The organism is Staphylococcus haemolyticus, from assembly GCF_006094395.1.
GTDB lineage: Bacteria > Bacillota > Bacilli > Staphylococcales > Staphylococcaceae > Staphylococcus > Staphylococcus haemolyticus.
Genome location: NZ_CP035291.1, coordinates 1989544 through 2011224, shown reverse-complemented (window position 1 = coordinate 2011224; position 21681 = coordinate 1989544). Strand labels below are relative to the sequence as shown.

Below are 21681 nucleotides of genomic sequence, written 5' to 3'. Positions count from 1 at the left end.
GAGAATTTCGAAAAGAAATTCCACAAGCAAAGAAAGCTGGGGTTACAAAGGATTTAAAATTCTGTACCACGCTTCAATGATGTTACATCCAATTTCGATGTGGTATATATATTGTAAGCAGACTAAAGTCAGCATGATGAATTAAGACAACTCGTTAGTAAAGGAGCTGTTGTAATATGGAATTATTAACGAAAGCGATTAGTTTTACGATGTCATCTCTTTCAACATGGCTAGGAAGTAAAGATTTATTAAAAGATGTCGGAAAACTATTTGATAAAGATCACAATTGAAAGTAAGTCAACGTATCGTTTTAGGCATATGTAAAAACAAAAAAACAAGCATTTACGTTTCAATTAAAGAAACATGTAAATGCTTGTTTTGCTATTAGTTATCGTTGATTTTTTTACCATCTGTACGATCTGATTCGCCTTTATCTTTATGAGCCTTAGGGTTGTCTTTTTTGTGAGAACTTTTTTTAACATTATCTACTGAATCATCATTGTTACCACATGCCCCTAATAGTAAAAAACTTGAGAGTAGTACAAAAGCTACTTTCTTCATAAGTGTCACCCTTTATTTAATTATATTTAATATCTAATTGATATAAATATTATTACTATAAGTATGTCACACTTTTCTAAAAATTCAACAGTTAATAATATTTGATAATTTAAATTAAAAAATACCGGGATAAGTCGAAAAGTTGATTATCCCGGTAAAAGTAATTGAATTAATTAGTTTATATATTGATTACACTAATTAGTTTGCACTATTATTTGATTCATCTGTATTAGTCTCAGTTATTGCTTCGCCATTTTCAGATTGTTCAGCGGAGCTATTTTCTGAATATGTCTGTGTTTGATTTTCATTAGACTGATTCTCAGTACTTGAACTATCCTCTGTAGAAACATTTCCGTTTGAACCGCTATTATCACCATTGTTATTACTATTTCTATTACTTTGATTATAGTTTTGATTTGTGTCGTTTGCTTGATTCGCATTTTGATTATTATTAGAAGAAGTATTATTTTGATTGTTTACAGTATTATCCTGTGTAGTATCTTGTTGAGTAGAAGGTGCTTCGTTATTTGATTCTTCAGTTGTTGGTTGCTCTTGTTGTGAGCTTTGTTGTTCTTGAGTATTTAATTCTTCATTAGTTGATGTTTCTTCAGAACGATTTTGTTCTTCTTGAGTAACATTATTATCATCTTTGTCGTCATTTTTTTTGTCTTTTTTCTTTTTATCTTTAGATGATTTATCCTCTTTAGATTGCTTATCTTTAGATTGAGTTGCTTGATTTTTAGATGGATTATTACTTTCAATCATTTTATGAATGCCTAAAGCAAGTATACTTAGTAGAATAATCGTAATAGCCATCGCAAAATATTTAAAATAATTCTTATTTTTAAATACTGCCACAATAGCGAACAAGATTAATATAATCGCAATAATTAGTAATACCGTGCCTGTATAGAACAACAGTTTCTCCATACGCTACCTCCATTAAATTTACATCATTAATTGTATTGTACTACACATATAATATAATACATATTACCTTGTAGTTAACATCTAATTACTATTTAAAAACAGTAGTGTAAACGTATAATTAATCAAGCTATTTCACCTTATCGAAAATGTTAATCTCTTTATGCTCTTTACTTACAGATACATATAAGTTTTCATCGTTAAGTTGTGCTTCGTTTGATGTTTGATTTAAGTTAATTTCAGCTAATATTTTGAAAGATCCATTATGATAAGGTTCAACAATAGATATTTCATTCGCATGTTCTTGAATCATCAAATGTCTTTGTGATTGATTATTTATTTTCCAGTTAGTCATATATTCACCTTTTTCGTAAAAATAAAACTGGGAGTAGGATAGAATTTTTTTAAATTCATCGTCCCCCTCCCAACTTGCTTTGCTTGTAGAATTTCTTAATGAAATTCTCTTTGCTTGGGCCTCACTCGCAAGGATGACTACAACTGAAAAAGCTTGATTTTAAGCACCTTTTCAGTTCAGTCAGCTACTACGAATTTGAAAATTCGCATCATTATTTCACTTATGTCCTAGGCACAGCAGTTTAACTATTTAAAACTTTGCTCTATTTCGGTAAAAGCTTTGTTAGTAACGGTAATGTCATCAATTCTATCTGCTGTAAGTTGTCCTTCAAGATAACCATGATCGATTAGAACTTTACAATTCTCTAAAAAATCATCGTATTCACGATCACAGAAATAATCATCTTGTGCTTTTATACTATCTCCAAAATAATTCGCTTCACTTTCAGATTGCCCTTCATTAGAACGTTCCATGTATAATTTATAAAATTTAGCTATCGTATATTTTTGTTCTTGAGTTAATGAATCTAACATGACATGTTCCCCCTCACTATAGTACGTTATACCCAAATTAAATATGATTGAAAACGTAGCGTAGGGGTTAATAAACTACTGTGCATCTTCAATGCCTTTATTAACTGCTTTAGCGAATTTGTAAAATGTATGTGTGTAATTGTCAGGGTTCTTTCTTATATTTTGATCTAATTGTTTATCCTTAAAGAATAATGCTCTTTGACCAGTAGTTAATTCAAGTTGAACGCCCGAATCATTATCACTTCTATTAATAATGTTAGATGAAGATGTTGCTTCAATACCTTTAGGACTCTTTTGAACGGTGAATCCTTTATTTTTTAATGATTTTGTGATAGATTTCGCTAATTTTTTATCCTTACCACCAACGTAAACAATAGGGTCTTCACCAGAATAGCCATGAATGGATATTGTCTCATCTGAGTGGTCTAACATTTTTAATAGCGTCGGTTCATCAAACACAGTTGAGGTGATATGCAAGCGTTCGTTATGCTTTGGCATTAATCCTTCGAATGTGTAAAAATCATATTCACCTATATTGGCTACACGACGTGCAAGTTCAGTTGTACCTGGTTCAATACCTCCGCCATGTATAGCTGTGACAAGAATGTGATTATCTTTACGATTTTTCGTTTTAATACGCCAATCTTTACCTTCTGTTGTGTTTTCTTTTAGCTCTTCGAAATTTGAATAATAATCTAATGAACGATTTTGTTTATCTTCACGCGTTTTATAAAGTATAAATGCAATAACTATAATAGTAATAATTATGACAGAAATAAAAATATAATATAATTTAGAATACCAGTTTTTTCTTTTTCTCATATGACCTTCCTTTATATTGATTGTAATAATAAAAATGTGTAATTTAACTTTTATATTATAAATTATATTACTGATAAGCTCAAATATTGTTTAATTTAGAAAAATAAGTAAATAATTGAAATAAGGAGGAATGAAAGTGACGAAAATAACAATTCAATCAGCGAAGCCTCACCATAATGAAGGGGGTCAGTTAATTTACTCGGCAATAGATGACATGGCTAAAATTATATTAGGTAAGTCAAGTGATAATGAAATTATTGATGACTTACAACAACTTTGGAAAAATCGTGCGAATCGCTTTAGTCATGATATGTCATTTGTAGCTCTTGAAGATAATCAAGTGCTTGGGGCTATAACGTGCAATCCTTTAAAAAAGATTGATAGAGCGATGACGCCAACAGTACTTCAAATAATTTCAATGAATAAGTTGAAACCTTTCTTATCAATCATTTCACATCCGAAGTCCTTTTATTCACTTGTAACGATGGACGAGGGTAATGAAGATGAATACCATATTAGTATGCTAGCGACTATGCCTAATGCAAGGGGAAAAGGAGTAGGGCAACAATTATTAAATTTTGCTGAACAAAAAGCTAAAGAATCAGGCTTCAGTAAACTTTCTTTAACAGTAGTACAAGATAATGATGCAGCATTGAAACTATATCAAAAAATGGGATTTGAAATTGTTGGAGAAATTAATAAGAAACCGTACTATCTATATCAAATGAGAAAAGAAGTAAAATAGAGAGAGGCATAGTCACATCATATATTTAACATGTGATAGCTTGCCTCTCTCTAAGTCCATGAACTTTATTAATTATTCTTATATTTATCGTATTTACCGTTAGCTATATCTTGTTCTCGTTGTTGTATTGTTTGATAAACTTCTTCAGCATCATCACCATCATAATAACCTTGTTCAATTGCATGCTTAGTTTGAATCTCTCCAGAAGATAAACCGCCGTTATATTTTTTTCTCAAAGCATCTACGTATTCATCCTCATTAGTTGCAGCGTTGATTTCTGCATTTGGATCGTCTATGTTTTCTTCTTCTGAAGACTGGTTAGACTGATCATAAACAGGTTTTTCTTGACCACTTTCCACGCGTAGTGAACTTGCATAAGCTTCACTTGCAGGGCCTTCCATTACATTACCTTGTGGAATAACACCATTTGCAACTGCACTATTATATGCAGCAATTTTATCTATTTCAGAGTAATTGTTGCTGTTAATAACTGCTTCTAATGTGGCGCGGTCTGTTATATTGTGAATATCGATTTGCTTTGCATTCTGAGAAGACGAGTTAGAAGTAGATTGCTGTTCGCTGGAAGAACTGTCTTCATTGCTTTGATCAGTAGATTCATCATCGCTTTCTGTATCATTTTTTGATGACTTAGAATCAGAATGTTGATCATTTTTCTTTTTAGTATCATCATTCTCTTTTTTATTCTGTGAGGAAGATTTAGATTTAGAATGATCTTCTTCCTTATCTTCATTCGAAAAACTACAACCAGTTAATATAAAAAGACCTAATAATAATGTAAATAAAACTTTTTTCAATATAGTCACTCCTAAATTTAATATAATATTATTTTATAATGAAATGACTAGTAAATGTTTTGAATTTTTGAAAATATTTTAAAAGATATATTTACATAAATTATACGCTAATTTCATTGTTATTTTACAAAATAATGGTAAATATGAAGTGAATAGGATGTGAGATAACATGGATAAAAAATTATTAAAAAAGTACTTTGATAATAATGATTTTAAAGCAATTGCGATTGTAGTGGGTTCTAAAAAAATGGTGTTAGAAAATGATATTCATCTAGATTATGAAAATGAAATTATCATCTATCCTTTAAAAAATTGTACACGTATTATCCCGTTTAGCTCTATTTCTTATATTGATTTATTAGAAGAAAATGAGCATTTCATAAATTATTTCAAGGAAACTGTCTAACTAAAAAAGAGTAGCTATTTCAAAGCTACTCTTTTTACTATAGATATTTAGTATTGTTTAACTAATTTGAGTTGATAATCTTTCGTGAAATTATCTACAAGCGCGTATGGAGAAATGATGAGTAAGCCATGTTCGTTAATTGAATTTTTACTTACGCCATATTTATAAGCTTGATAAATAATCTTAGTACAGTATGTAAATCTTTCACTTTTAAGATTTAAAGTGACTAGATATGTCTTATCTGTATCTTTATAGTGTTCTTCAGCCCATTTAGCGGCTCTCTCTCCAGCTCCAGGCATAGAACAACGGTAGATTTTAATCCAATCATCTTTGCCTTCACCAAATCGTTGTTTGAAAGAATGGAATGACTCTGTAATGGGTTTGTCCCCAGGGCCTTCTATTTGTAAAACGGTATCGTGATCAAGTGCGATACTAGAATGACCAAAGAAACCAAATAAAACTGGGCCCTTAGTGAGTATAATATCACCTGGTTGTAAATCAAAATCATCTTCAGTTGGTGAAAGTGCATTAGAGTTACTCGTATAAGCTAATAAGTGTGTTGGAAAAGTTATAAGAATTATCAGTGTAACAAAGAATATTTTTATAAATGGAGAAATTGAATATTTCACTTTGATACTCCTTAGAAATTAACAAATCATATTTGATGAGTTATTAATGAATATTACATATAGATATAAATAAAAAAGAACAAAAATAACAATGTCATTTTGTTCTTTAATTCTACGCTATAATATACCAAATATGAATACGTAGATGAGTAAAGCAAATCCAAAAATATAAAATATTACGGTAAAACCTAAATATGATTCTTTACGTTCTTCTTTTTTAGATTTAAGTAATAAGCCCAATATAATTGAGGCTGCTATTACAAAAATGATACCAAGCCATAACAATATAGTTAAATGCAAACTCATGCGTAAGCCTCCTAAATTTATATTAAAAGAATGTATATACCATAGGATAAATGTAGTATAAAAGCATAACAATATTGATTAGAAAAATAACTTCGCTAACCAGGTTCTTGCAAATGAGCGCAGTACTTAAGCTTAGTACAATTGTGATACCACTAATTGTCAGTCCTGGAATTAGCCAGAAGAAATCATCTAAGTCTGCATTGTAAGTGACAATGATATTGAAACCCAAAAATAATAGCGTCATAAAAATATTTATCCAAAAAATTTTATTATTATTCATGGGTGTCACCTCTTATTAAATAGTTAAACTTTATATAATCATATCATTTATTGTATACCGGTAGAATGAGTTAATCAAAGTAATTGTATGTTTTTATCCTAATATTAGAATTTGTCAAAAATTTAGTTGCTAATATTGTAAAAGTGAGCAATAATAAATATCAAACTTATATTTAATCTTCTTTATATACAAAAATGTCAACCGACTTAATGAAGCGGTTGACACAACATCCCTTATAACTTTTGATAAATGTTTTAATATTTATTTTCATTTTTGCGTGAAGCTACATAACTAAACAAATGAACTTCGATTTCTTCACCATATTGTAACAATTACGACAAGTTACCATCTTAATAAATAACAAATTTAGTGATTAATTATTGGGTAAATGATTTAATAATCTTAAACAGTATATTTAATGCAATGAGTTATATACTAGAAATAAGCAAAAGTTGCTAATTACATGTTAAAGTTGAGTTATCTTATATGTTTAGACAATATTAATAATGAAATATTTTAAGAGAGATAAATTAAACTGAGGAGGGGAACTATGACATTCTATGATTTTATAATTGGGTTTATAAACGATGATACACCTCTAGGAAGTTTAGCTCAATATATCGAAAACGACTGTGAGTTTCCAAAACACGAACGGAATAACAAAGCTATTAGGTCGTATGTTATGTCTAACTACGTCGATCATCAACTTATTGAAAGTACTAATAGAGCAATAAGTCTTTATAAATTAATTTGAGTGAGCGTAATACCAATTTTGGGTGTTTAGCGCATTCCACACATCTTTAGTTTTAAAGTTAATTTCATTATCTTTTATTGAAAAAGGCTCAATAATATTTCTGTCCATCCAAGAATTAATTAATTCTTTTGGAACACCATCTAATAACATATCTGTTTTACTTATGATTAAACATTCCCAATCTAACGAGAGCTTATTTGGATTAACATAATTATATTGATTATGGTCGCTCATGAAAGACACTCCTTTTAGAATTGTGAATCTTATAATAATTTATACCCACCATGACGGTACTCAAACCACTTTATAAATTTTTTCTATGTTCTTGTTTTTGAAAATTAAAAAATTAATGTATACTATTACTCGAAAATACAATTGTACTTAAGAACAGTTAATAACAAATAAAAGCATTCAATTAATGTCAGAAATTTGAAACAAAAACTAAGTTTGAGGTGTATACAATGTCAAAAACACTTTATTTAATGAGACATGGACAAACAATGTTTAATTTACGAGGTAAGGTGCAGGGGGCAAGTGACTCTCCTTTAACAAGTTTAGGAATCTCTCAAGCCAAACAAGCTGGTCAATATTTTAACGAACATAATATTTCATTTGGAAATTTATATTCATCTAGCTCTGAACGCGCATGTGATACATTGGAATGCGTCGCACCAAACCAAGACTATAACCGTTTAAAGGGACTCAAAGAATGGCATTTTGGTATTTTAGAAGGCGAAAGTAATGATTTACTAAACGCAAATTATGATATTAAAGATGCTTTTGGGGATCGTTTAGTAGTGTTTGACGGAGAGTCTAAAAATGAAGTGGAAGAACGTTTTATAGGTACATTAACTGAAATAATGCGTACATCAGATAGTGATTCAAATTTAGTTGTAAGTCATGGAACTACGATTGACGTATTTTTAAGAAAAGTTATTGGAGATACAGAAGCAATTAATTACTTTATTGGAAATTGTCATATTTTAAAATTTGAATATAGAAATAACGAATTTCGGTTTATTGAAAAGATTGATCCAGAAAACGAAGAAATTACTAAATATGAAAATTAAAATATAGCAAATATAGATAGACACAAGTCAAAAAATAAAATATTAACTCAACATTCTCTACAAGGACAATTACTTGTAGAGATTTTTTCCTTTTTAAATCTACAAAACAGAAATGGCTAGAACCTAAAAACACTTATGATAAGTTATTTTAAGTTCTAGCCTACTACTATAATTAAGAAAAAATTTTTAAAATATGAGTTGATAAATTTTTTGAAGTATCATGAATGCAACGATTAAGATAATAATACTTGAAATTTTATTTAGTAGAATCAATAGGCGACCTGATTTATCAAAATGGCCTACAGTACGACCAGCAATAGCTAGAAATATAAACCATAGCCATGAAACGCTAATTGTCGCAACAGTAAATGCTATCTTTTCAGAGCCATCATAGGCAGAAGCGCTTGTACCTATTACGCCAATGGTATCCATAATTGCATGAGGATTAAGTAATGAAACAGAAAGTGCGAAGCTTATTTGCTTTGCAGGTGATATGCCACCTTGCTCATCAATGTCACTACTTTGCTCATGCCACAATGTCCACGCCATATAGAGTAGAAATACTAATCCTATTATGTAAACAATCAATTGAAGTATTGGAAATGACATAAGTATAAGGGACACGCCAACCACTGCTAGTATAATGAGTAAAGAATCACATAAACCAGCTGTAATAATAGCAGGAAGTGCACGCCTAAATTTTGTTTGGTTAGCGCCTTGGTTAAAAACAAATATATTTTGAGCCCCCAATGGTAGTATTAAGCCTATAGCTAATAATACTCCGTGTAAAATAGCTTGTAACAATATAATACCCCTAGACTTAAGTGTATTTAAATTTTATAAAATCTGAAAATTTAGAATATATCAATTATTATAAAGGCTATAAATTAAATGTCTAGAGAAAAATTTTTAAAAAGTATAGTTAAAATAGGGGGTTAAACGATATCATACAATAGCCAATGAACATCGAAATATTCGTCACCAATTTTTGAAGACTTCGATTCGAGACCCAAAGTTTCAAATCCCATTGATGAGAAAAAGATTTTGCCACTAATATTATTAGAAGTTACACAAGTCATCAATTTTTCAATGTTGCGAGATTTAGCGTAATCTATAGCAAATTGCATTAAATTTAAAATTGTACTTTCATCTTTTTTATCAAGTAAGAATAAATTCTCTATCATGGCTTTGTGTGAACTTCCAACTTGCCTTAATTGACGCAAAGTAACACATGCTACAAGTTTATCATCTTTAAAAGCACCGATAATATTACAAAATTCATCATCATCATATAGCATTTGTTTGAGATCATTGTTTGAAATGTTTTCGAGATAGACCTTGTCCCACGAATAAGTGTGCGTATTGCTTGATAATAATTGAGTATAATGGTCTAAATCATCATGTTTAAGTATACGAATATTTGTCATCATGGCCTCCTATACCTGTCATAGAATAACGTTTTTAAAATTTCATTAATTATATAAATAATGGGGTGAACTCAAAAGATTGAAGTAAAAATAATTTTATAAAAACTATTTGATTTTTAATATGTATAAATGATTTATAAAGTTTTTTATTTACTGTATTTATAGAATAACTTAAATTGGAAAAATTCACAAAAAAAGAAGACACAAAAATCCCTAAAAGATTTTTGTGTCTAAAATTATTAGTACATGATTAAAAATAAATTTAATCTACTACTTGAACGTTTAAATCAACATCGATATTACCACGAGTTGCTTTAGAATATGGGCAGAATTCGTGTGCATCTTGAAGATATTTTTCAGCGTCTTCTTGAGACAATACATTTTTAACTTTAGCATCAATCGCTACGCTTAATTTTGGACTTTCCGCATCTGGATCATCTTCAAGGCGAACCGTTAAAGTAACTTCTGGTTCAGCGTCACGTACTTTATTTTGTTTTAAGATAAGATCGAACGCACCATTGAAACATGAAGCGTAACCAGCAGCAAATAATTGCTCAGGGTTAGTTGCGTTTCCGTCTGCTTGTTGTGGTGGTAATACATCTACATTTATTGCATTATCGTCAGTGTTTACATGTCCTTTACGTCCACCAACGTTTGTAGCTTTTGTTTCATATTGAACTGCCATTATTATTACCTCCTAAATTCGTATACATTTATTATTTACCCATTTACATATTTTTAAATCATTGATTATTAATTTTATTGAAAAGTATGTTACTCGAGGTTGGAGAGTGACGGCCTTTAGTTTAAAATAAATACAAGTTAAATTGAGGAAGAAGGGATCGTTATGACGAATGTTGAAGTTGCTGCCACAGTTGCTCCCAATCAATTACTGGATACAGTAACATTAGATAACATCAAAGAATATAGTGATGATATTGATATAATTGAATTACGAATTGACCAATGGGAAGATCGACATCTTGAGTTGCTTAAATCCAATTTAGAACGACTACAAGAATTAAATATAAACGTTAACGTCTTGGTAACATATCGCACGGTCTCACAAGGCGGTAAAGGTGAAATGAAATATGAAGCATACATGACGTTATTAAAAGAAATTATTAAAAATCATCATTGCCAAATGATTGATATTGAATGGGATAGTGATTTTGACGTTTTTGCGCATCGTGATTTAATTAACCTAGCACACCGATATAATAAACAAGTTGTTATATCTTATCATAATTTTCAAGAAACACCTGATATAGATATTTTAAAATTCACATATTATAAAATGAATCAATTGAACCCAGATTATGTCAAAATAGCTGTCATGCCACAAGACAAAGAAGACGTAGCTACATTGCTTGAAGCAGTAGCAACAAGTGCTGACACTCTTGATGCTAAGGTGATTGGTATTTCTATGTCTAAAGTTGGCTTAGTTAGTAGAACAGCTCAAGGTGTGTTTGGAGGCACTGTATCCTATGGATGTTTAGGTGAGCCCCAAGCCCCTGGACAAATACATGTTAAAACTTTAAAACAACAACTATTATTTTATAGTAATCATTAAGATACATTTGAAATTAATAGGTAAAGGTTTTATAATTGAGAAGAGTTATCAACAATAAGGAGCGATAATTGTGGAATTACAAGAGGCAATTGCTTCAAGAAGAAGTATAAAGAAATTCAAACATGATATGACAATAGATGATGATAAGCTTTATCAAGCGATTGAAAAAGCTGCAGATGCTCCAAACCATGGCATGCGAGAACCATGGAGAATTATCCATATAGCCAAAGATAGATTAGGTGAAATGAGCAGGGATGTAACGCATTTTGCATTTCCAAATCATCCTGAGAAACAAGAAGATCATTATAATAATGTGACTAATCTTGGTGGTATGTTAGTGTTAGTACTTAAAACTGACCCAAGACAACGACAAAATCGTGAAAACTTTTTTGCGATGGGTGCGTATGCTCAAAACTTAATGCTTCTATTACATGAACAAGGGATTGGTACATGTTGGAAGACACCACCTTACATTTTTGAACCAAAAGTTCGTAAGGTATTTGGCGTTCATGGAGATGAAGTCATTGCAGGTTTCCTTTACCTAACAGATTTAGAAGAAGTGCCACCAAAAGCACCGCGTAAAAACAAACATTTAATTTCAAAATACTAGAATTAATAAAGACGGCTGGACAAATAAATGTCTCAACCGTCTTTATTATTACACGGGCATAGCTAACAGAACTGAGAAAGCATCTATAACAAACTTTATTCAGTTCTAGTCATCTATGCCAGAATAGTATCATCAAATTAATTTTTCAAATTAGATAACTATTCTATATCCTATTTATTAAATGTTTCTGATAAGAATGATTCTACTTGTTCAGGTGATTTAGCATTAGCAGAGTGTAAATGCGCAAGTTTATTGCCATTTTCAAATACTAATAAGCTAGGAATACCCATTACATCATTATCTGCAGCTACATCTTCGAGTTCATCACGGTTAACAGTATACCAATCATAGTCATTATATTTTTCGACGATTGGATCAATCCACATGTCCATAGATTTACAATCAGGACACCAACCAGCTTCAAATTTTACGATAACTGGTTTATCGCTTTCAATTGTTGATTTAAACGCATCAGTTGTATTAATACTTTGCATAATAAACGCTCCTTTAGATAATTACTAAATGTATTATAACGAATAATTTCCTTTAATTGAAAAATTAAGCTTAAAATATAGAGCGTTTACATAGATTATCTGATATATTTAAATTAAGACAGAATAGGAGGTTACATCTGAATGATTAAATTTTATCAATATTCAAATTGCACAACTTGTAAAAAAGCCGCAAAATTTTTAGATACACATGGCGTAAGTTACGAACCAATTGATATTGTACAACACACACCAACTAAAAAAGAGTTTGAAGAAATTATCGATAAAACAGGTGTAGAGGTTAATAAATTATTTAATACCCATGGTGCTAAATATAAAGAACTAGGGTTAAAAGATAAATTAAAAGATTTATCAACTGATGAAAAATTAAATTTATTAGCTTCAGATGGCATGTTAGTTAAACGACCATTAGCTATTGCTGGAGATAATATCACATTAGGATTTAAAGAAGATCAATACAAAGAAATTTGGTTATAGTTTAAAATTACAAATTCTAATTATATAAATTATTGTAACTTTTTGTTTTAATAGTTGAATGAAAACTTACGGTATGGCATCATTAAATTGTAATTAATTTTAGGAGGGGATTCTCGTGGCAGTACCGAGCGAATTAAAATATTCTAAAGAACATGAATGGGTAAAAGTTGAAGGCAACACAGTAACAATTGGTATTACTGAATACGCACAAGGTGAATTAGGTGATATCGTATTCGTTGAATTACCAGAAGTTGATGACGAAATCAACGAAGGGGATACTTTTGGTAGTGTAGAATCAGTTAAAACTGTTTCTGAATTATATGCGCCAGTATCTGGTAAAGTTGTTGAATCAAATGAAGAATTAGAAGATAGTCCTGAGTTTGTTAACGAATCACCATATGAGAAAGCATGGATGGTTAAAGTTGAACTTAGCGATGAAAGCCAATTAGATGATTTATTATCAGCTGATCAATACAAAGAAATGATTGGTGAATAATTAATTTAAACTCCTTGATTGCGGTCATGGAGTTTTTATTTTGCCTATTTTTTGTAAATAATAATCAACAAATTTTAAAATTTATACTTTGTTGATATAAAATGTTAAGTAATCGTAAATAATGTTTAATCTATTAGCGTTCTGTGAAAAAGTAACTGATTGTTTATTATCGACTTAGAAGGTGGATTATCATGGCAATTTTAAATAAAGTTATTATTGTTGAAGGCAAATCTGATAAGAAGAGAGTACAACAAGTCATCGCTGAACCTATAAATATTATTTGTACGCATGGTACAATGAGTATTGATAAATTAGATGACATGATTGAAACATTATATGAAAAGCAAGTCTTTGTTCTAGCAGACTCAGATGACGAAGGTGAAAAGATAAGAAAATGGTTTAAACGTCATCTTAGCGAATGTGAACATATCTATGTGGATAAAACATTTTGTGAGGTAGCTAGATGCCCAAAGAATTATCTTGCGCATGTATTGAGTAAACATGGTTTTACAGTTCGTAAAGAGAAACGTCTAATTCCTAATTTAACGACTGAAAGGTTAGTAATCATGCATGAGTAAATCTGTAGAAATAGAAGATATTTGTGAGAATTTTAATAAAGAAAAACATCTAATTTTTGGATACACACCGATGTGTGGTACTTGTAAAATGTCAGAGCGAATGCTAGATATTGCGAATGAAATACTACAATTACCCGTTAAAAAAATCGATTTGAATTACCATCCTAAATATAGTGAGCGTAACAAAATTATGTCAGTTCCTGTTCTAATAGTAATGAATAAAGATATAGAAATAGATAGAATCTATGCTTTTCAATCTGTTCCTTATTTGTTAGAAAAGTTAAAATAATTATTGACGAAATTATAGTGCAATGGTAGGATATAAATTAATTAAATAGTGCGAAAATTCTTATCAAGAGAGGTGGAGGGATGTGCCCTATGAAGCCCGGCAACCGTCTAGTTATAGAAATGGTGCCAATTCACATAAAGTTGATTACTTTAGAAGATGAGAGAAAGATGAATCAATGCTTTCTCAACTTTGCTAAAGTGAGAAAGCATTTTTTAATTACATAATGATTTTTAAGGAGGCACTAAACGTGATTGAGTTAAATCAAGTTGTAAAACGTTATCACACTAAAGATAAAGATGTACTAGCAGTTGATAACGTTAACTTAAATATAGAAACGGGCTCTATTTTCGGAGTTATCGGATTCTCTGGTGCTGGTAAAAGTACGTTAATCAGAATGTTCAATAATTTAGAAGAACCTACTTCTGGCGATATTATTATAGATGGCGATAATATTAACAAACTTTCAAAAGCAGAATTAAGAAGAAAACGACAAAAAGTAAGTATGGTATTCCAACACTTTAATTTATTATGGTCACGAACAGTACTTCGAAATATCACGTTCCCTTTAGAAATTGCAGGGTATTCTAAAACCAAAGCAAATGAAAGGGCGAAAGAATTAATTGACCTTGTTGGTTTAAATGGCAGAGAAAATGCTTATCCATCAGAATTATCAGGTGGGCAGAAACAACGTGTGGGTATTGCAAGAGCTTTGGCTAATGAACCTGACGTCCTCTTATGTGACGAAGCTACAAGCGCATTAGATCCACAAACAACAGATGAGATTTTAGACCTACTGCTAAAAATTAAAGAACGTGAAAACCTTACAATCGTGATTATCACTCATGAAATGTATGTTATCAGACGTGTTTGTGATGAAGTAGCCGTTATGGAAAGTGGACGTGTAATTGAGCAAGGTAAAGTAACGCAAGTATTTGAAAATCCACAACATGAAGTTACAAGACGATTTGTGAAAGATGATTTGGATGATGATTTTGAAGAATCAATCAAACATCTAGAACCATTAGATTCAGATGCATACATTGTTAGACTTAATTTCAATGGTGGTAATACGACTGAACCAGTTGTATCTTACATAAGTAAAACGCATAACATTGATATAAATATTCTTGAAGCAAACATAAAAAATACCCGTGGTGGTTCTGTCGGGTTCTTGGTGGTTCATATTCCACATATTGCTGAAACAGAGTTTGAGACATTTAAAGAAGATTTACATCAGCAACATGTAAATGTGGAGGTGGTTAAGCATGGATAAATCTTATGGTGATATTTTTAAAGAGATGATTACAATGCCTAACGTCCAATGGCCTGAAGTATGGCAAGCCATTTATGAAACATTATATATGACTATAGTTTCAACTATTTTCGCATTTATTTTTGGATTGATTTTAGGAGTATTATTATTCTTATCAGCTAAGAGTAATTCTAAAGGTGCTAGAGTCTTTTATAGCATCGTTTCATTTATTGTTAACTTATTCCGAGCGATTCCATTTATCATTTTAATCTTGTTATTAATTCCATTTACAAGTGTGATCCTTGGAACAATAAGTGGTCCAACTGGTGCCTTACCAGCTCTAGTTATTGGTGCAGCACCATTCTATGCAAGATTAGTAGAAATTGCCTTCAAAGAAATAGATAAAGGTGTTATCGAAGCGGCTTGGTCAATGGGAGCTAGTACTTGGACAGTTGTCCGAAAAGTATTACTACCTGAGGCAATGCCAGCACTAGTTTCAGGTATTACTGTAACAGCAATCGCATTAGTTGGTTCTACTGCAATTGCAGGTGTAATTGGTGCAGGTGGTTTAGGTAACTTAGCTTACTTAACAGGTTTCACTCGTAACCAAAACGATGTCATTTTAGTTTCAACTGTATTTATTTTAATTATCGTATTTATAATTCAATTTATTGGGGATTGGATTACAAATAAAATTGACAAACGCTAAAAGAAAAGAGGAATGATTCAATGAAAAAACTTTTAAGCTTATTTTTAGTATTAACATTAACAGTCGTTTTAGCAGCTTGTGGTAATGGTAGTGGGGATAAAGATAAAAAAATTGTTGTAGGCGCATCTCCAGCACCTCACGCTGAAATTCTTGAAAAGGCTAAACCTTTACTTAAAAAGAAAGGCTATGACTTAGAAATTAAAACAATTAATGATTACACTACGCCAAACAAATTATTAGATAAAGGTGAATTGGATGCTAACTATTTCCAACATGTACCTTATTTAAAAACTGAAAGTAAAGAAAAAGGATACAAAATTGAAGACGCAGGTAAAGTTCACTTAGAACCAATGGCTGTTTACTCTAAAAAATATAAAAGTTTAAAAGACCTTCCTAAAGGTGCAACAGTTTATGTATCAAATAACCCAGCTGAACAAGGACGTTTCTTAAAATTCTTTGTTGATGAAGGATTAATTAAAATTAAAAAAGGTGTAAAAATCGAAGATGCTAAATTCGAAGATATCACTGAAAACAAAAAAGACATTAAATTCAACAGTAAACAATCAGCAGAATATCTTCCAAAAATCTATCAAAATGAAGATGTAGATGCTGCAATCATCAACTCTAACTATGCGATTGATCAAGGTTTAAGCCCTCAAAAAGATTCAATTGCTATTGAAAAACCAAATAACAACCCTTATGCTAACTTAATCGCAGTTCAAAAAGGACATAAAGATGATGAAAAAATTAAAGCTTTAATTGAAGTGTTACAATCTAAAGAAATCCAAGATTTCATTAAAGACAAATATAAAGGTGCAGTTGTACCAGCGAAATAATAATGAAAGAAACTCCGTAACCATTTTGATTACGGAGTTTCTATTATTTAGAAAGATTTTCTGTCCTTATACAATATACCGACGCCTTGTCCACCAGATCCCATTGTATAATCAAATTTAATAACTTCGATATACGGGTTCTCCTCTAAAAAGCGATTTACTTTTTTAGTTAAACCACTTTCAGTCATAGCGGTAAAATTAATAAATTTCATCATATACCCCCTTTAATTTTATTGTTACAGTGTCATTATATAAGAATTATTCAATAGAATGAAAATATTCTATAATATATAAAATTTATGAATAAGGTGTTTAATGATAAGATTATAGGGGTATTTAATCATTAAGTGAAGATACAGACAATCAAGGAGGAATTTTAAATGGCTGAAGATAAATTTGAACAAGCAAAAGGTAACTTAAAAGAAACTGTTGGTAACGTAACTGACAATAAAGATTTAGAAAAAGAAGGTCAAAACGATAAAGCTTCTGGTAAAGCCAAAGAAGCAGTTGAAAACGTTAAAAATAAAGCTAACGACCTTATCGATAAAGTAAAAGGTAATAACGATAACAAATAATTTGTCTATATCATAAAGAGTCTGGGACATAAACCCTAGAGAAATAGCCAGTAAATGAGTTTTAACAATTTCATTTACTGGCTTCTTTATTTACAATACTCCGTATTGTTGGCTCGCTTTCTTAGGGGACAGCTTCAGCCTGTAGTCTTCAGCTTGTCCTGTTCCCTCAAGAGTCTCGCCAAAATACTTTGTATTTATATGTAATTTTACATTGTAATACTTTAAAAAAATAAAGCACTTTCGTATAATTTAATAAACATCACTAAACTAAATTAACGAGGTGCCTTATGTATAAAAATTATAACATGACTCAACTTACTCTACCAATGGAAACTTCAGTTCTTATCCCCACAAATGATATTTCACGACATGTAAATGATATTGTTGAAACAATTCCTGACAATGAATTCGACGAATTCAGACATCACCGTGGTGCAACTTCGTACCATCCTAAAATGATGTTAAAAGTGATTCTATATGCCTACACACAATCTGTATTCTCAGGTCGTAAAATAGAAAAAATGCTTAATGATAGCATCCGAATGATGTGGCTATCACAAAATCAAAAACCTTCTTATAAAACAATTAATCGATTTAGAGTAAATCCAAAAGTAGATGCTTTATTAGAATCTTTATTTATTCAATTTTACAGTCAGTGTGTAAAACAAAATCTTATAGATGATAAAGCTATTTTTATTGATGGTACAAAAATTGAAGCAAATGCCAATCGATATACATTTGTATGGAAAAAGAGTATTCAAAACCATGAATCAAAGATGAATGAGGATTCTAAAGCCCTCTACCATGAATTGGTAACCAATAAAATCATACCGGAAATTAAAGAAGATCATGATAATGAATTAACAAAAGAAGAAATAGATTTGATTGGTAGTCACTTAGATAAAGAAATCGAAGATTTAAACCAACATATCAACAATGAAAAATGTACTAAAACAAGAAAACAAATACGTCTCAAAAGAACTAAAATCAAAAAATACAAAAAGCAAATCAATGATTATTTTGAGCGAAAGTATCGATACGAATTTCAAAAATCTATTTTAAAGGATAGAAATAGTTATTCTAAGACAGATCATGATGCGACATTTATGAGAATGAAAGAAGATCACATGAAAAATGGACAACTTAAGCCAGGGTATAATTTACAAATAGCGACAAATTCCCAATTTGTTTTATCTTATAATGTGTATCAAAATCCAACGGATACTAGAACGATGATTCCATTTTTAAATTCAATTCAAGAGACCTACGGTCATTTACCTGAATATATTGTAGCTGATGCAGGTTATGGTAGTGAATCAAATTATAAGGCAATTATAGATGACTTTAATCGAACGCCACTCATAACATATGGAATGTTTATAAAAGATAAAACTAAAAAATATAAAAGTGACATCTTTAATACTCAAAATTGGAACTATGACGAAATTAATGACGAATTCATTTGTCCGAATAATAAACGGCTAGGTTTTAAAAGATATGCCTATCGTCATGATAAGTATGGTTATAAGCGAGACTTCAAATTATATGAATGTGATGATTGTTCAGAATGTCCTCTGAAAAATCAATGTATGAACTTCAATTCAAAAACAAACAAAAAAATAATGAAGAATTATAACTGGGAATATTTTAAATCCCAAATTAACAAAAAGCTTTCAGAACCAGAAACAAAAAATATCTACAGTCAAAGAAAAATTGATGTGGAACCTGTTTTTGGATTTATGAAGGCTATTTTGGGTTTCACTCGGATGTCTGTCCGAGGACTCAATAAAGTCAAAAGAGAACTTGGTTTTGTATTAATGGCACTTAATATAAGAAAAGTAGTAGCTCAACGAGCTGAAAATAATCAAAAAATTTATAAAAAAGACAATTTCTATATTATTTCAATAGAAATTGTCTTTTTTTCACTTATCCAAGAACTTTATGTCCCGGACTCTTTCAATTTAAAATGAATTTTAATTTAACAGAAAAACGGGCCCATTAGATTAACCTTATGGGTCCGTTTCATTATAAATATTTATATAATATTTTAAAATTAATTACACATTATCATCAGTAATTTGACCAATCCAATAACTAGCTGCAAATCCAATGATTAAAGTGATGATTGAAAGTGTCCACTCAATACCAGTTTGAGGAAGACCAGGGAATACAGCATATATGGAGCCGATAACGAATCCAGTTATTAATGCGAATGTGGTATAGAAATGATGATGTAAGAAGTATTTAATAATACGACTTGATAATAAAAACCCTGCTAACACACCTAATCCTACAACAATTAATAATGGTAGGCCATCGAAATTCAATTTAACTAAATCAGCAATGGCTAACATAATTGTTCCATAAGCACCAAATACTAGTAGCATAAACGATCCGGAAATACCAGGTAATAACATTGCGCTTGAAGCACACGCACCAGCTAAGAAATATTTAATAATAAGACCGAATGATAAATCTAGTGATGTATCAGCACTTTGATTACCTGAATTCATTAATGTAATTACTACTAAAATGATAATGCCTACTACCATAATGCTATAATGTTTTGCTTTAAACGTTTTATTAAATTTCACAGTTCTTAGTAAATAAGGGATGATACCAATAATTAAACCGGTAAAGAAGAACATTGTAATTACTTGGTGATGTTCTAATAAATAATTGATTAGATTACTTAATATACCGATAGCTAAAGCCATACCTATTAAAATAGGAAGTAAAAACTTTAAACTAGGCCAAAATCGTTTTGAGAATAAGCCACTAATTGAAGAAATGAATCCATCATATATGCCTAATAGTAAGGCAATGGTTCCTCCACTTATTCCAGGAACTAAATCGCTTGTTCCCATACCAAACCCTTTTAATATATTTATCCATTTAAAATTTTGCATGAATGTCTCCTTTCAATTAAATAGCATCATAACAGAATTTTGAATAATTATAAAATATTCAGTTTGTAAAAATATAATTTTTATAAAAATCGCGCTAAATTAATAACATTTGTGTCGGAAATATTTCTATTGAGAACAATAAGCCTTTGATTATCAGTTGCGAGAAAAAATTGAGTATCAAATAAAAATTATTTTAGATAGATAATCACTATAATTTAGAGTTTTAATAAGTTTATATTAAGGGCTATTTACGTTATAATGAAGTGTATTAAAGTACACAAAGTCTTTTTGACTACAAATTAAAATTATTATAAACTAGTTAAGAAAACTTTATATTTTACGGAGGGAATATAAATGTCATCAACATTAGAAATTAAAGACCTACATGTGTCTATTGAAGATAAAGAAATTTTAAAAGGTGTTAATTTAACTATTAATACAGGTGAAATACATGCAATTATGGGACCAAATGGTACTGGTAAATCAACATTATCATCAGCGATTATGGGACATCCATCATACGAAGTAACTCAAGGTGAAGTGTTACTAGATGGCGTTAATATTTTAGAATTAGAAGTTGATGAAAGAGCAAAAGCTGGTCTGTTCTTAGCAATGCAATATCCATCAGAAATTACTGGTGTGACAAATGCTGACTTCATGCGTTCAGCTATTAACGCGAAACGTGAAGAAGGACAAGAAATCAACTTAATGCAATTTATCAAAAAATTAGATAAAGAAATGGATTTCTTAGATATCGATAAAGATATGGCACAACGTTACTTAAATGAAGGTTTCTCTGGCGGTGAGAAAAAACGTAACGAAATCTTACAATTAATGATGTTAGAACCAAAATTTGCCATCCTAGATGAAATCGACTCAGGTTTAGACATTGACGCATTAAAAGTTGTATCTAAAGGTATCAACGAAATGCGTGGCGAAGAATTTGGTGCTTTAATGATTACACACTATCAACGTTTATTAAACTACATCACACCAGACAAAGTACATGTTATGTACGGTGGTAAAGTAGTTAAATCAGGAGGTCCTGAACTAGCTAAACGTCTTGAAGAAGAAGGTTATGAATGGGTTAAAGAAGAATTCGGTGCTAAAGAATAATCTAGCAATCGTTTATTTTAAATGATGAAACTAGAAACATGGTGTTAATGTGAAACATTGCATTAATATCAACGATTAAACATGTGAGACTTAGACATCGTATAAACTTAATCATTTAA

General features: G+C 30.5%; 31 protein-coding genes, 1 pseudogene and 1 riboswitch. Of the genes and pseudogenes, 16 read left to right on the top strand and 16 right to left on the bottom strand.

What is annotated here, in order from left to right; genetic code table 11:
* Window positions 1-384: 384 nt before the first annotated feature.
* The 5 genes from EQ029_RS12605 to EQ029_RS09700 form a co-directional block, all read right to left on the bottom strand.
* The gene (locus EQ029_RS12605) at window positions 385-561 is read right to left on the bottom strand and encodes a hypothetical protein (protein WP_011276336.1); all 177 of its coding nucleotides are present in this window, start codon (window positions 559-561) and stop codon (window positions 385-387) included.
* Between the two features lie 198 nt (window positions 562-759).
* On the bottom strand, window positions 760-1491 hold the full coding sequence (locus tag EQ029_RS09715; RefSeq protein WP_037558430.1) for a hypothetical protein: 732 nt from the start codon (window positions 1489-1491) through the stop codon (window positions 760-762).
* A 127-nt stretch (window positions 1492-1618) separates the two neighbouring features.
* The gene (locus EQ029_RS09710) at window positions 1619-1843 is read right to left on the bottom strand and encodes a hypothetical protein (RefSeq protein ID WP_011276334.1); all 225 of its coding nucleotides are present in this window, start codon (window positions 1841-1843) and stop codon (window positions 1619-1621) included.
* A gap of 245 nt (window positions 1844-2088) precedes the next feature.
* The gene (locus EQ029_RS09705) at window positions 2089-2376 is read right to left on the bottom strand and encodes a hypothetical protein (RefSeq protein WP_011276333.1); all 288 of its coding nucleotides are present in this window, start codon (window positions 2374-2376) and stop codon (window positions 2089-2091) included.
* A 75-nt stretch (window positions 2377-2451) separates the two neighbouring features.
* A complete protein-coding gene (locus tag EQ029_RS09700; RefSeq protein ID WP_011276332.1) occupies window positions 2452-3198 on the bottom strand; it encodes a poly-gamma-glutamate hydrolase family protein in 747 nt (248 codons plus the stop codon).
* 136 nt (window positions 3199-3334) lie between these two features.
* On the opposite strand from EQ029_RS09700, the gene EQ029_RS09695 reads away from it, so the two are divergent.
* Window positions 3335-3943, top strand: a complete 609-nt coding sequence (locus tag EQ029_RS09695; RefSeq protein WP_011276331.1) for a GNAT family N-acetyltransferase — start codon at window positions 3335-3337, stop codon at window positions 3941-3943.
* A 68-nt stretch (window positions 3944-4011) separates the two neighbouring features.
* Here the strand turns inward: EQ029_RS09695 and EQ029_RS09690 are convergent, their stop codons facing one another.
* Window positions 4012-4758 carry a membrane lipoprotein lipid attachment site-containing protein gene (locus EQ029_RS09690; RefSeq protein ID WP_037558435.1) on the bottom strand — a complete coding sequence of 249 codons (747 nt, stop codon included), beginning with the start codon at window positions 4756-4758 and terminating at the stop codon, window positions 4012-4014.
* Between the two features lie 169 nt (window positions 4759-4927).
* On the opposite strand from EQ029_RS09690, the gene EQ029_RS09685 reads away from it, so the two are divergent.
* Window positions 4928-5164 (top strand): hypothetical protein, encoded by a 237-nt coding sequence (locus EQ029_RS09685; RefSeq protein WP_016931008.1) that lies wholly within the window; start codon window positions 4928-4930, stop codon window positions 5162-5164.
* A gap of 47 nt (window positions 5165-5211) precedes the next feature.
* Here the strand turns inward: EQ029_RS09685 and lnsA are convergent, their stop codons facing one another.
* The 3 genes from lnsA to tsaA all read right to left on the bottom strand — a co-directional run bounded on the left by lnsA (window position 5212) and on the right by tsaA (window position 6379).
* Window positions 5212-5793: a lipoprotein N-acylation protein LnsA gene (gene lnsA, locus EQ029_RS09680; RefSeq protein ID WP_011276327.1), complete on the bottom strand. Its 582-nt coding sequence runs from the start codon at window positions 5791-5793 to the stop codon at window positions 5212-5214.
* 117 nt (window positions 5794-5910) lie between these two features.
* A complete protein-coding gene (tsaT, locus tag EQ029_RS09675; protein ID WP_011276326.1) occupies window positions 5911-6099 on the bottom strand; it encodes a type II toxin-antitoxin system toxin TsaT in 189 nt (62 codons plus the stop codon).
* Window positions 6100-6121: 22 nt separating this feature from the next.
* Complete coding sequence (gene tsaA, locus EQ029_RS09670; protein ID WP_011276325.1) at window positions 6122-6379, bottom strand: type II toxin-antitoxin system antitoxin TsaA; 258 nt, start codon at window positions 6377-6379, stop codon at window positions 6122-6124.
* A gap of 550 nt (window positions 6380-6929) precedes the next feature.
* Here tsaA and EQ029_RS09665 point away from each other — a divergent pair.
* A complete protein-coding gene (locus EQ029_RS09665; protein ID WP_033079647.1) occupies window positions 6930-7133 on the top strand; it encodes a sterile alpha motif-like domain-containing protein in 204 nt (67 codons plus the stop codon).
* Here the strand turns inward: EQ029_RS09665 and EQ029_RS09660 are convergent.
* Window positions 7125-7367 (bottom strand): hypothetical protein, encoded by a 243-nt coding sequence (locus EQ029_RS09660; protein WP_011276324.1) that lies wholly within the window; start codon window positions 7365-7367, stop codon window positions 7125-7127. The genes EQ029_RS09665 and EQ029_RS09660 overlap by 9 nt on opposite strands.
* A 227-nt stretch (window positions 7368-7594) precedes the next feature.
* Here EQ029_RS09660 and EQ029_RS09655 point away from each other — a divergent pair, with 227 nt between their 5' ends.
* Entirely contained in the window at window positions 7595-8203 is a 609-nt protein-coding gene (locus EQ029_RS09655; RefSeq protein WP_011276323.1) for a histidine phosphatase family protein, read from the top strand.
* A 186-nt stretch (window positions 8204-8389) separates the two neighbouring features.
* Here the strand turns inward: EQ029_RS09655 and EQ029_RS09650 are convergent, their stop codons facing one another.
* The 3 genes from EQ029_RS09650 to EQ029_RS09640 all read right to left on the bottom strand — a co-directional run bounded on the left by EQ029_RS09650 (window position 8390) and on the right by EQ029_RS09640 (window position 10315).
* Window positions 8390-9007: a LysE/ArgO family amino acid transporter gene (locus EQ029_RS09650; protein WP_011276322.1), complete on the bottom strand. Its 618-nt coding sequence runs from the start codon at window positions 9005-9007 to the stop codon at window positions 8390-8392.
* Between the two features lie 131 nt (window positions 9008-9138).
* Entirely contained in the window at window positions 9139-9630 is a 492-nt protein-coding gene (locus EQ029_RS09645; protein ID WP_011276321.1) for a GNAT family N-acetyltransferase, read from the bottom strand.
* A 262-nt stretch (window positions 9631-9892) separates the two neighbouring features.
* Window positions 9893-10315: an organic hydroperoxide resistance protein gene (locus EQ029_RS09640; protein ID WP_016931015.1), complete on the bottom strand. Its 423-nt coding sequence runs from the start codon at window positions 10313-10315 to the stop codon at window positions 9893-9895.
* Window positions 10316-10477: 162 nt separating this feature from the next.
* Between EQ029_RS09640 and aroD the strand changes: the two genes are divergently transcribed.
* Together aroD and EQ029_RS09630 are read left to right on the top strand one after the other, a co-directional pair.
* Window positions 10478-11203, top strand: coding sequence for a type I 3-dehydroquinate dehydratase (gene aroD / locus EQ029_RS09635; RefSeq protein WP_037558439.1), 726 nt, complete (start codon window positions 10478-10480; stop codon window positions 11201-11203).
* A gap of 70 nt (window positions 11204-11273) precedes the next feature.
* Entirely contained in the window at window positions 11274-11813 is a 540-nt protein-coding gene (locus EQ029_RS09630; protein ID WP_011276318.1) for a nitroreductase family protein, read from the top strand.
* 170 nt (window positions 11814-11983) lie between these two features.
* Here EQ029_RS09630 and EQ029_RS09625 read toward each other — a convergent pair whose 3' ends face one another.
* On the bottom strand, window positions 11984-12307 hold the full coding sequence (locus EQ029_RS09625; RefSeq protein ID WP_011276317.1) for a thioredoxin family protein: 324 nt from the start codon (window positions 12305-12307) through the stop codon (window positions 11984-11986).
* Window positions 12308-12448: 141 nt separating this feature from the next.
* Between EQ029_RS09625 and EQ029_RS09620 the strand changes: the two genes are divergently transcribed.
* The 7 genes from EQ029_RS09620 (at window position 12449) to EQ029_RS09590 (ending at window position 16962) form a co-directional block, all read left to right on the top strand.
* Entirely contained in the window at window positions 12449-12802 is a 354-nt protein-coding gene (locus EQ029_RS09620; RefSeq protein ID WP_011276316.1) for an arsenate reductase family protein, read from the top strand.
* Between the two features lie 115 nt (window positions 12803-12917).
* The gene (gcvH, locus tag EQ029_RS09615; RefSeq protein WP_011276315.1) at window positions 12918-13298 is read left to right on the top strand and encodes a glycine cleavage system protein GcvH; all 381 of its coding nucleotides are present in this window, start codon (window positions 12918-12920) and stop codon (window positions 13296-13298) included.
* A gap of 191 nt (window positions 13299-13489) precedes the next feature.
* Window positions 13490-13876: a toprim domain-containing protein gene (locus EQ029_RS09610; protein ID WP_011276314.1), complete on the top strand. Its 387-nt coding sequence runs from the start codon at window positions 13490-13492 to the stop codon at window positions 13874-13876.
* Window positions 13869-14165 carry a thioredoxin family protein gene (locus EQ029_RS09605; RefSeq protein WP_011276313.1) on the top strand — a complete coding sequence of 99 codons (297 nt, stop codon included), beginning with the start codon at window positions 13869-13871 and terminating at the stop codon, window positions 14163-14165. The genes EQ029_RS09610 and EQ029_RS09605 overlap by 8 nt, the downstream gene beginning before the upstream one ends.
* A 57-nt stretch (window positions 14166-14222) precedes the next feature.
* Window positions 14223-14328, top strand: a riboswitch (SAM riboswitch).
* 84 nt (window positions 14329-14412) lie between these two features.
* Complete coding sequence (locus tag EQ029_RS09600) at window positions 14413-15438, top strand: methionine ABC transporter ATP-binding protein (protein ID WP_057504673.1); 1026 nt, start codon at window positions 14413-14415, stop codon at window positions 15436-15438.
* Window positions 15431-16126 carry a methionine ABC transporter permease gene (locus EQ029_RS09595; protein ID WP_053031113.1) on the top strand — a complete coding sequence of 232 codons (696 nt, stop codon included), beginning with the start codon at window positions 15431-15433 and terminating at the stop codon, window positions 16124-16126. The genes EQ029_RS09600 and EQ029_RS09595 overlap by 8 nt, the downstream gene beginning before the upstream one ends.
* Before the next feature lie 20 nt (window positions 16127-16146).
* Window positions 16147-16962 (top strand): MetQ/NlpA family ABC transporter substrate-binding protein, encoded by an 816-nt coding sequence (locus EQ029_RS09590; RefSeq protein WP_011276309.1) that lies wholly within the window; start codon window positions 16147-16149, stop codon window positions 16960-16962.
* Window positions 16963-17009: 47 nt separating this feature from the next.
* On the opposite strand, the gene EQ029_RS12600 is transcribed toward EQ029_RS09590, so the two are convergent.
* Window positions 17010-17174, bottom strand: a complete 165-nt coding sequence (locus EQ029_RS12600; RefSeq protein WP_016931019.1) for a hypothetical protein — start codon at window positions 17172-17174, stop codon at window positions 17010-17012.
* Window positions 17175-17342: 168 nt separating this feature from the next.
* Between EQ029_RS12600 and EQ029_RS09585 the strand changes: the two genes are divergently transcribed.
* Both EQ029_RS09585 and EQ029_RS09580 read left to right on the top strand, forming a co-directional pair.
* A complete protein-coding gene (locus EQ029_RS09585) occupies window positions 17343-17537 on the top strand; it encodes a CsbD family protein (protein WP_011276307.1) in 195 nt (64 codons plus the stop codon).
* A gap of 287 nt (window positions 17538-17824) precedes the next feature.
* A pseudogene (locus tag EQ029_RS09580) lies at window positions 17825-19502 on the top strand (IS1182 family transposase).
* Window positions 19503-19594: 92 nt separating this feature from the next.
* Here EQ029_RS09580 and popT read toward each other — a convergent pair.
* Window positions 19595-20446 carry a polyprenyl-phosphate transporter PopT gene (gene popT / locus EQ029_RS09575; RefSeq protein WP_011276305.1) on the bottom strand — a complete coding sequence of 284 codons (852 nt, stop codon included), beginning with the start codon at window positions 20444-20446 and terminating at the stop codon, window positions 19595-19597.
* Window positions 20447-20800: 354 nt separating this feature from the next.
* On the opposite strand from popT, the gene sufC reads away from it, so the two are divergent.
* Window positions 20801-21562, top strand: coding sequence for a Fe-S cluster assembly ATPase SufC (sufC, locus tag EQ029_RS09570; protein ID WP_011276304.1), 762 nt, complete (start codon window positions 20801-20803; stop codon window positions 21560-21562).
* Window positions 21563-21681: the final 119 nt, after the last annotated feature.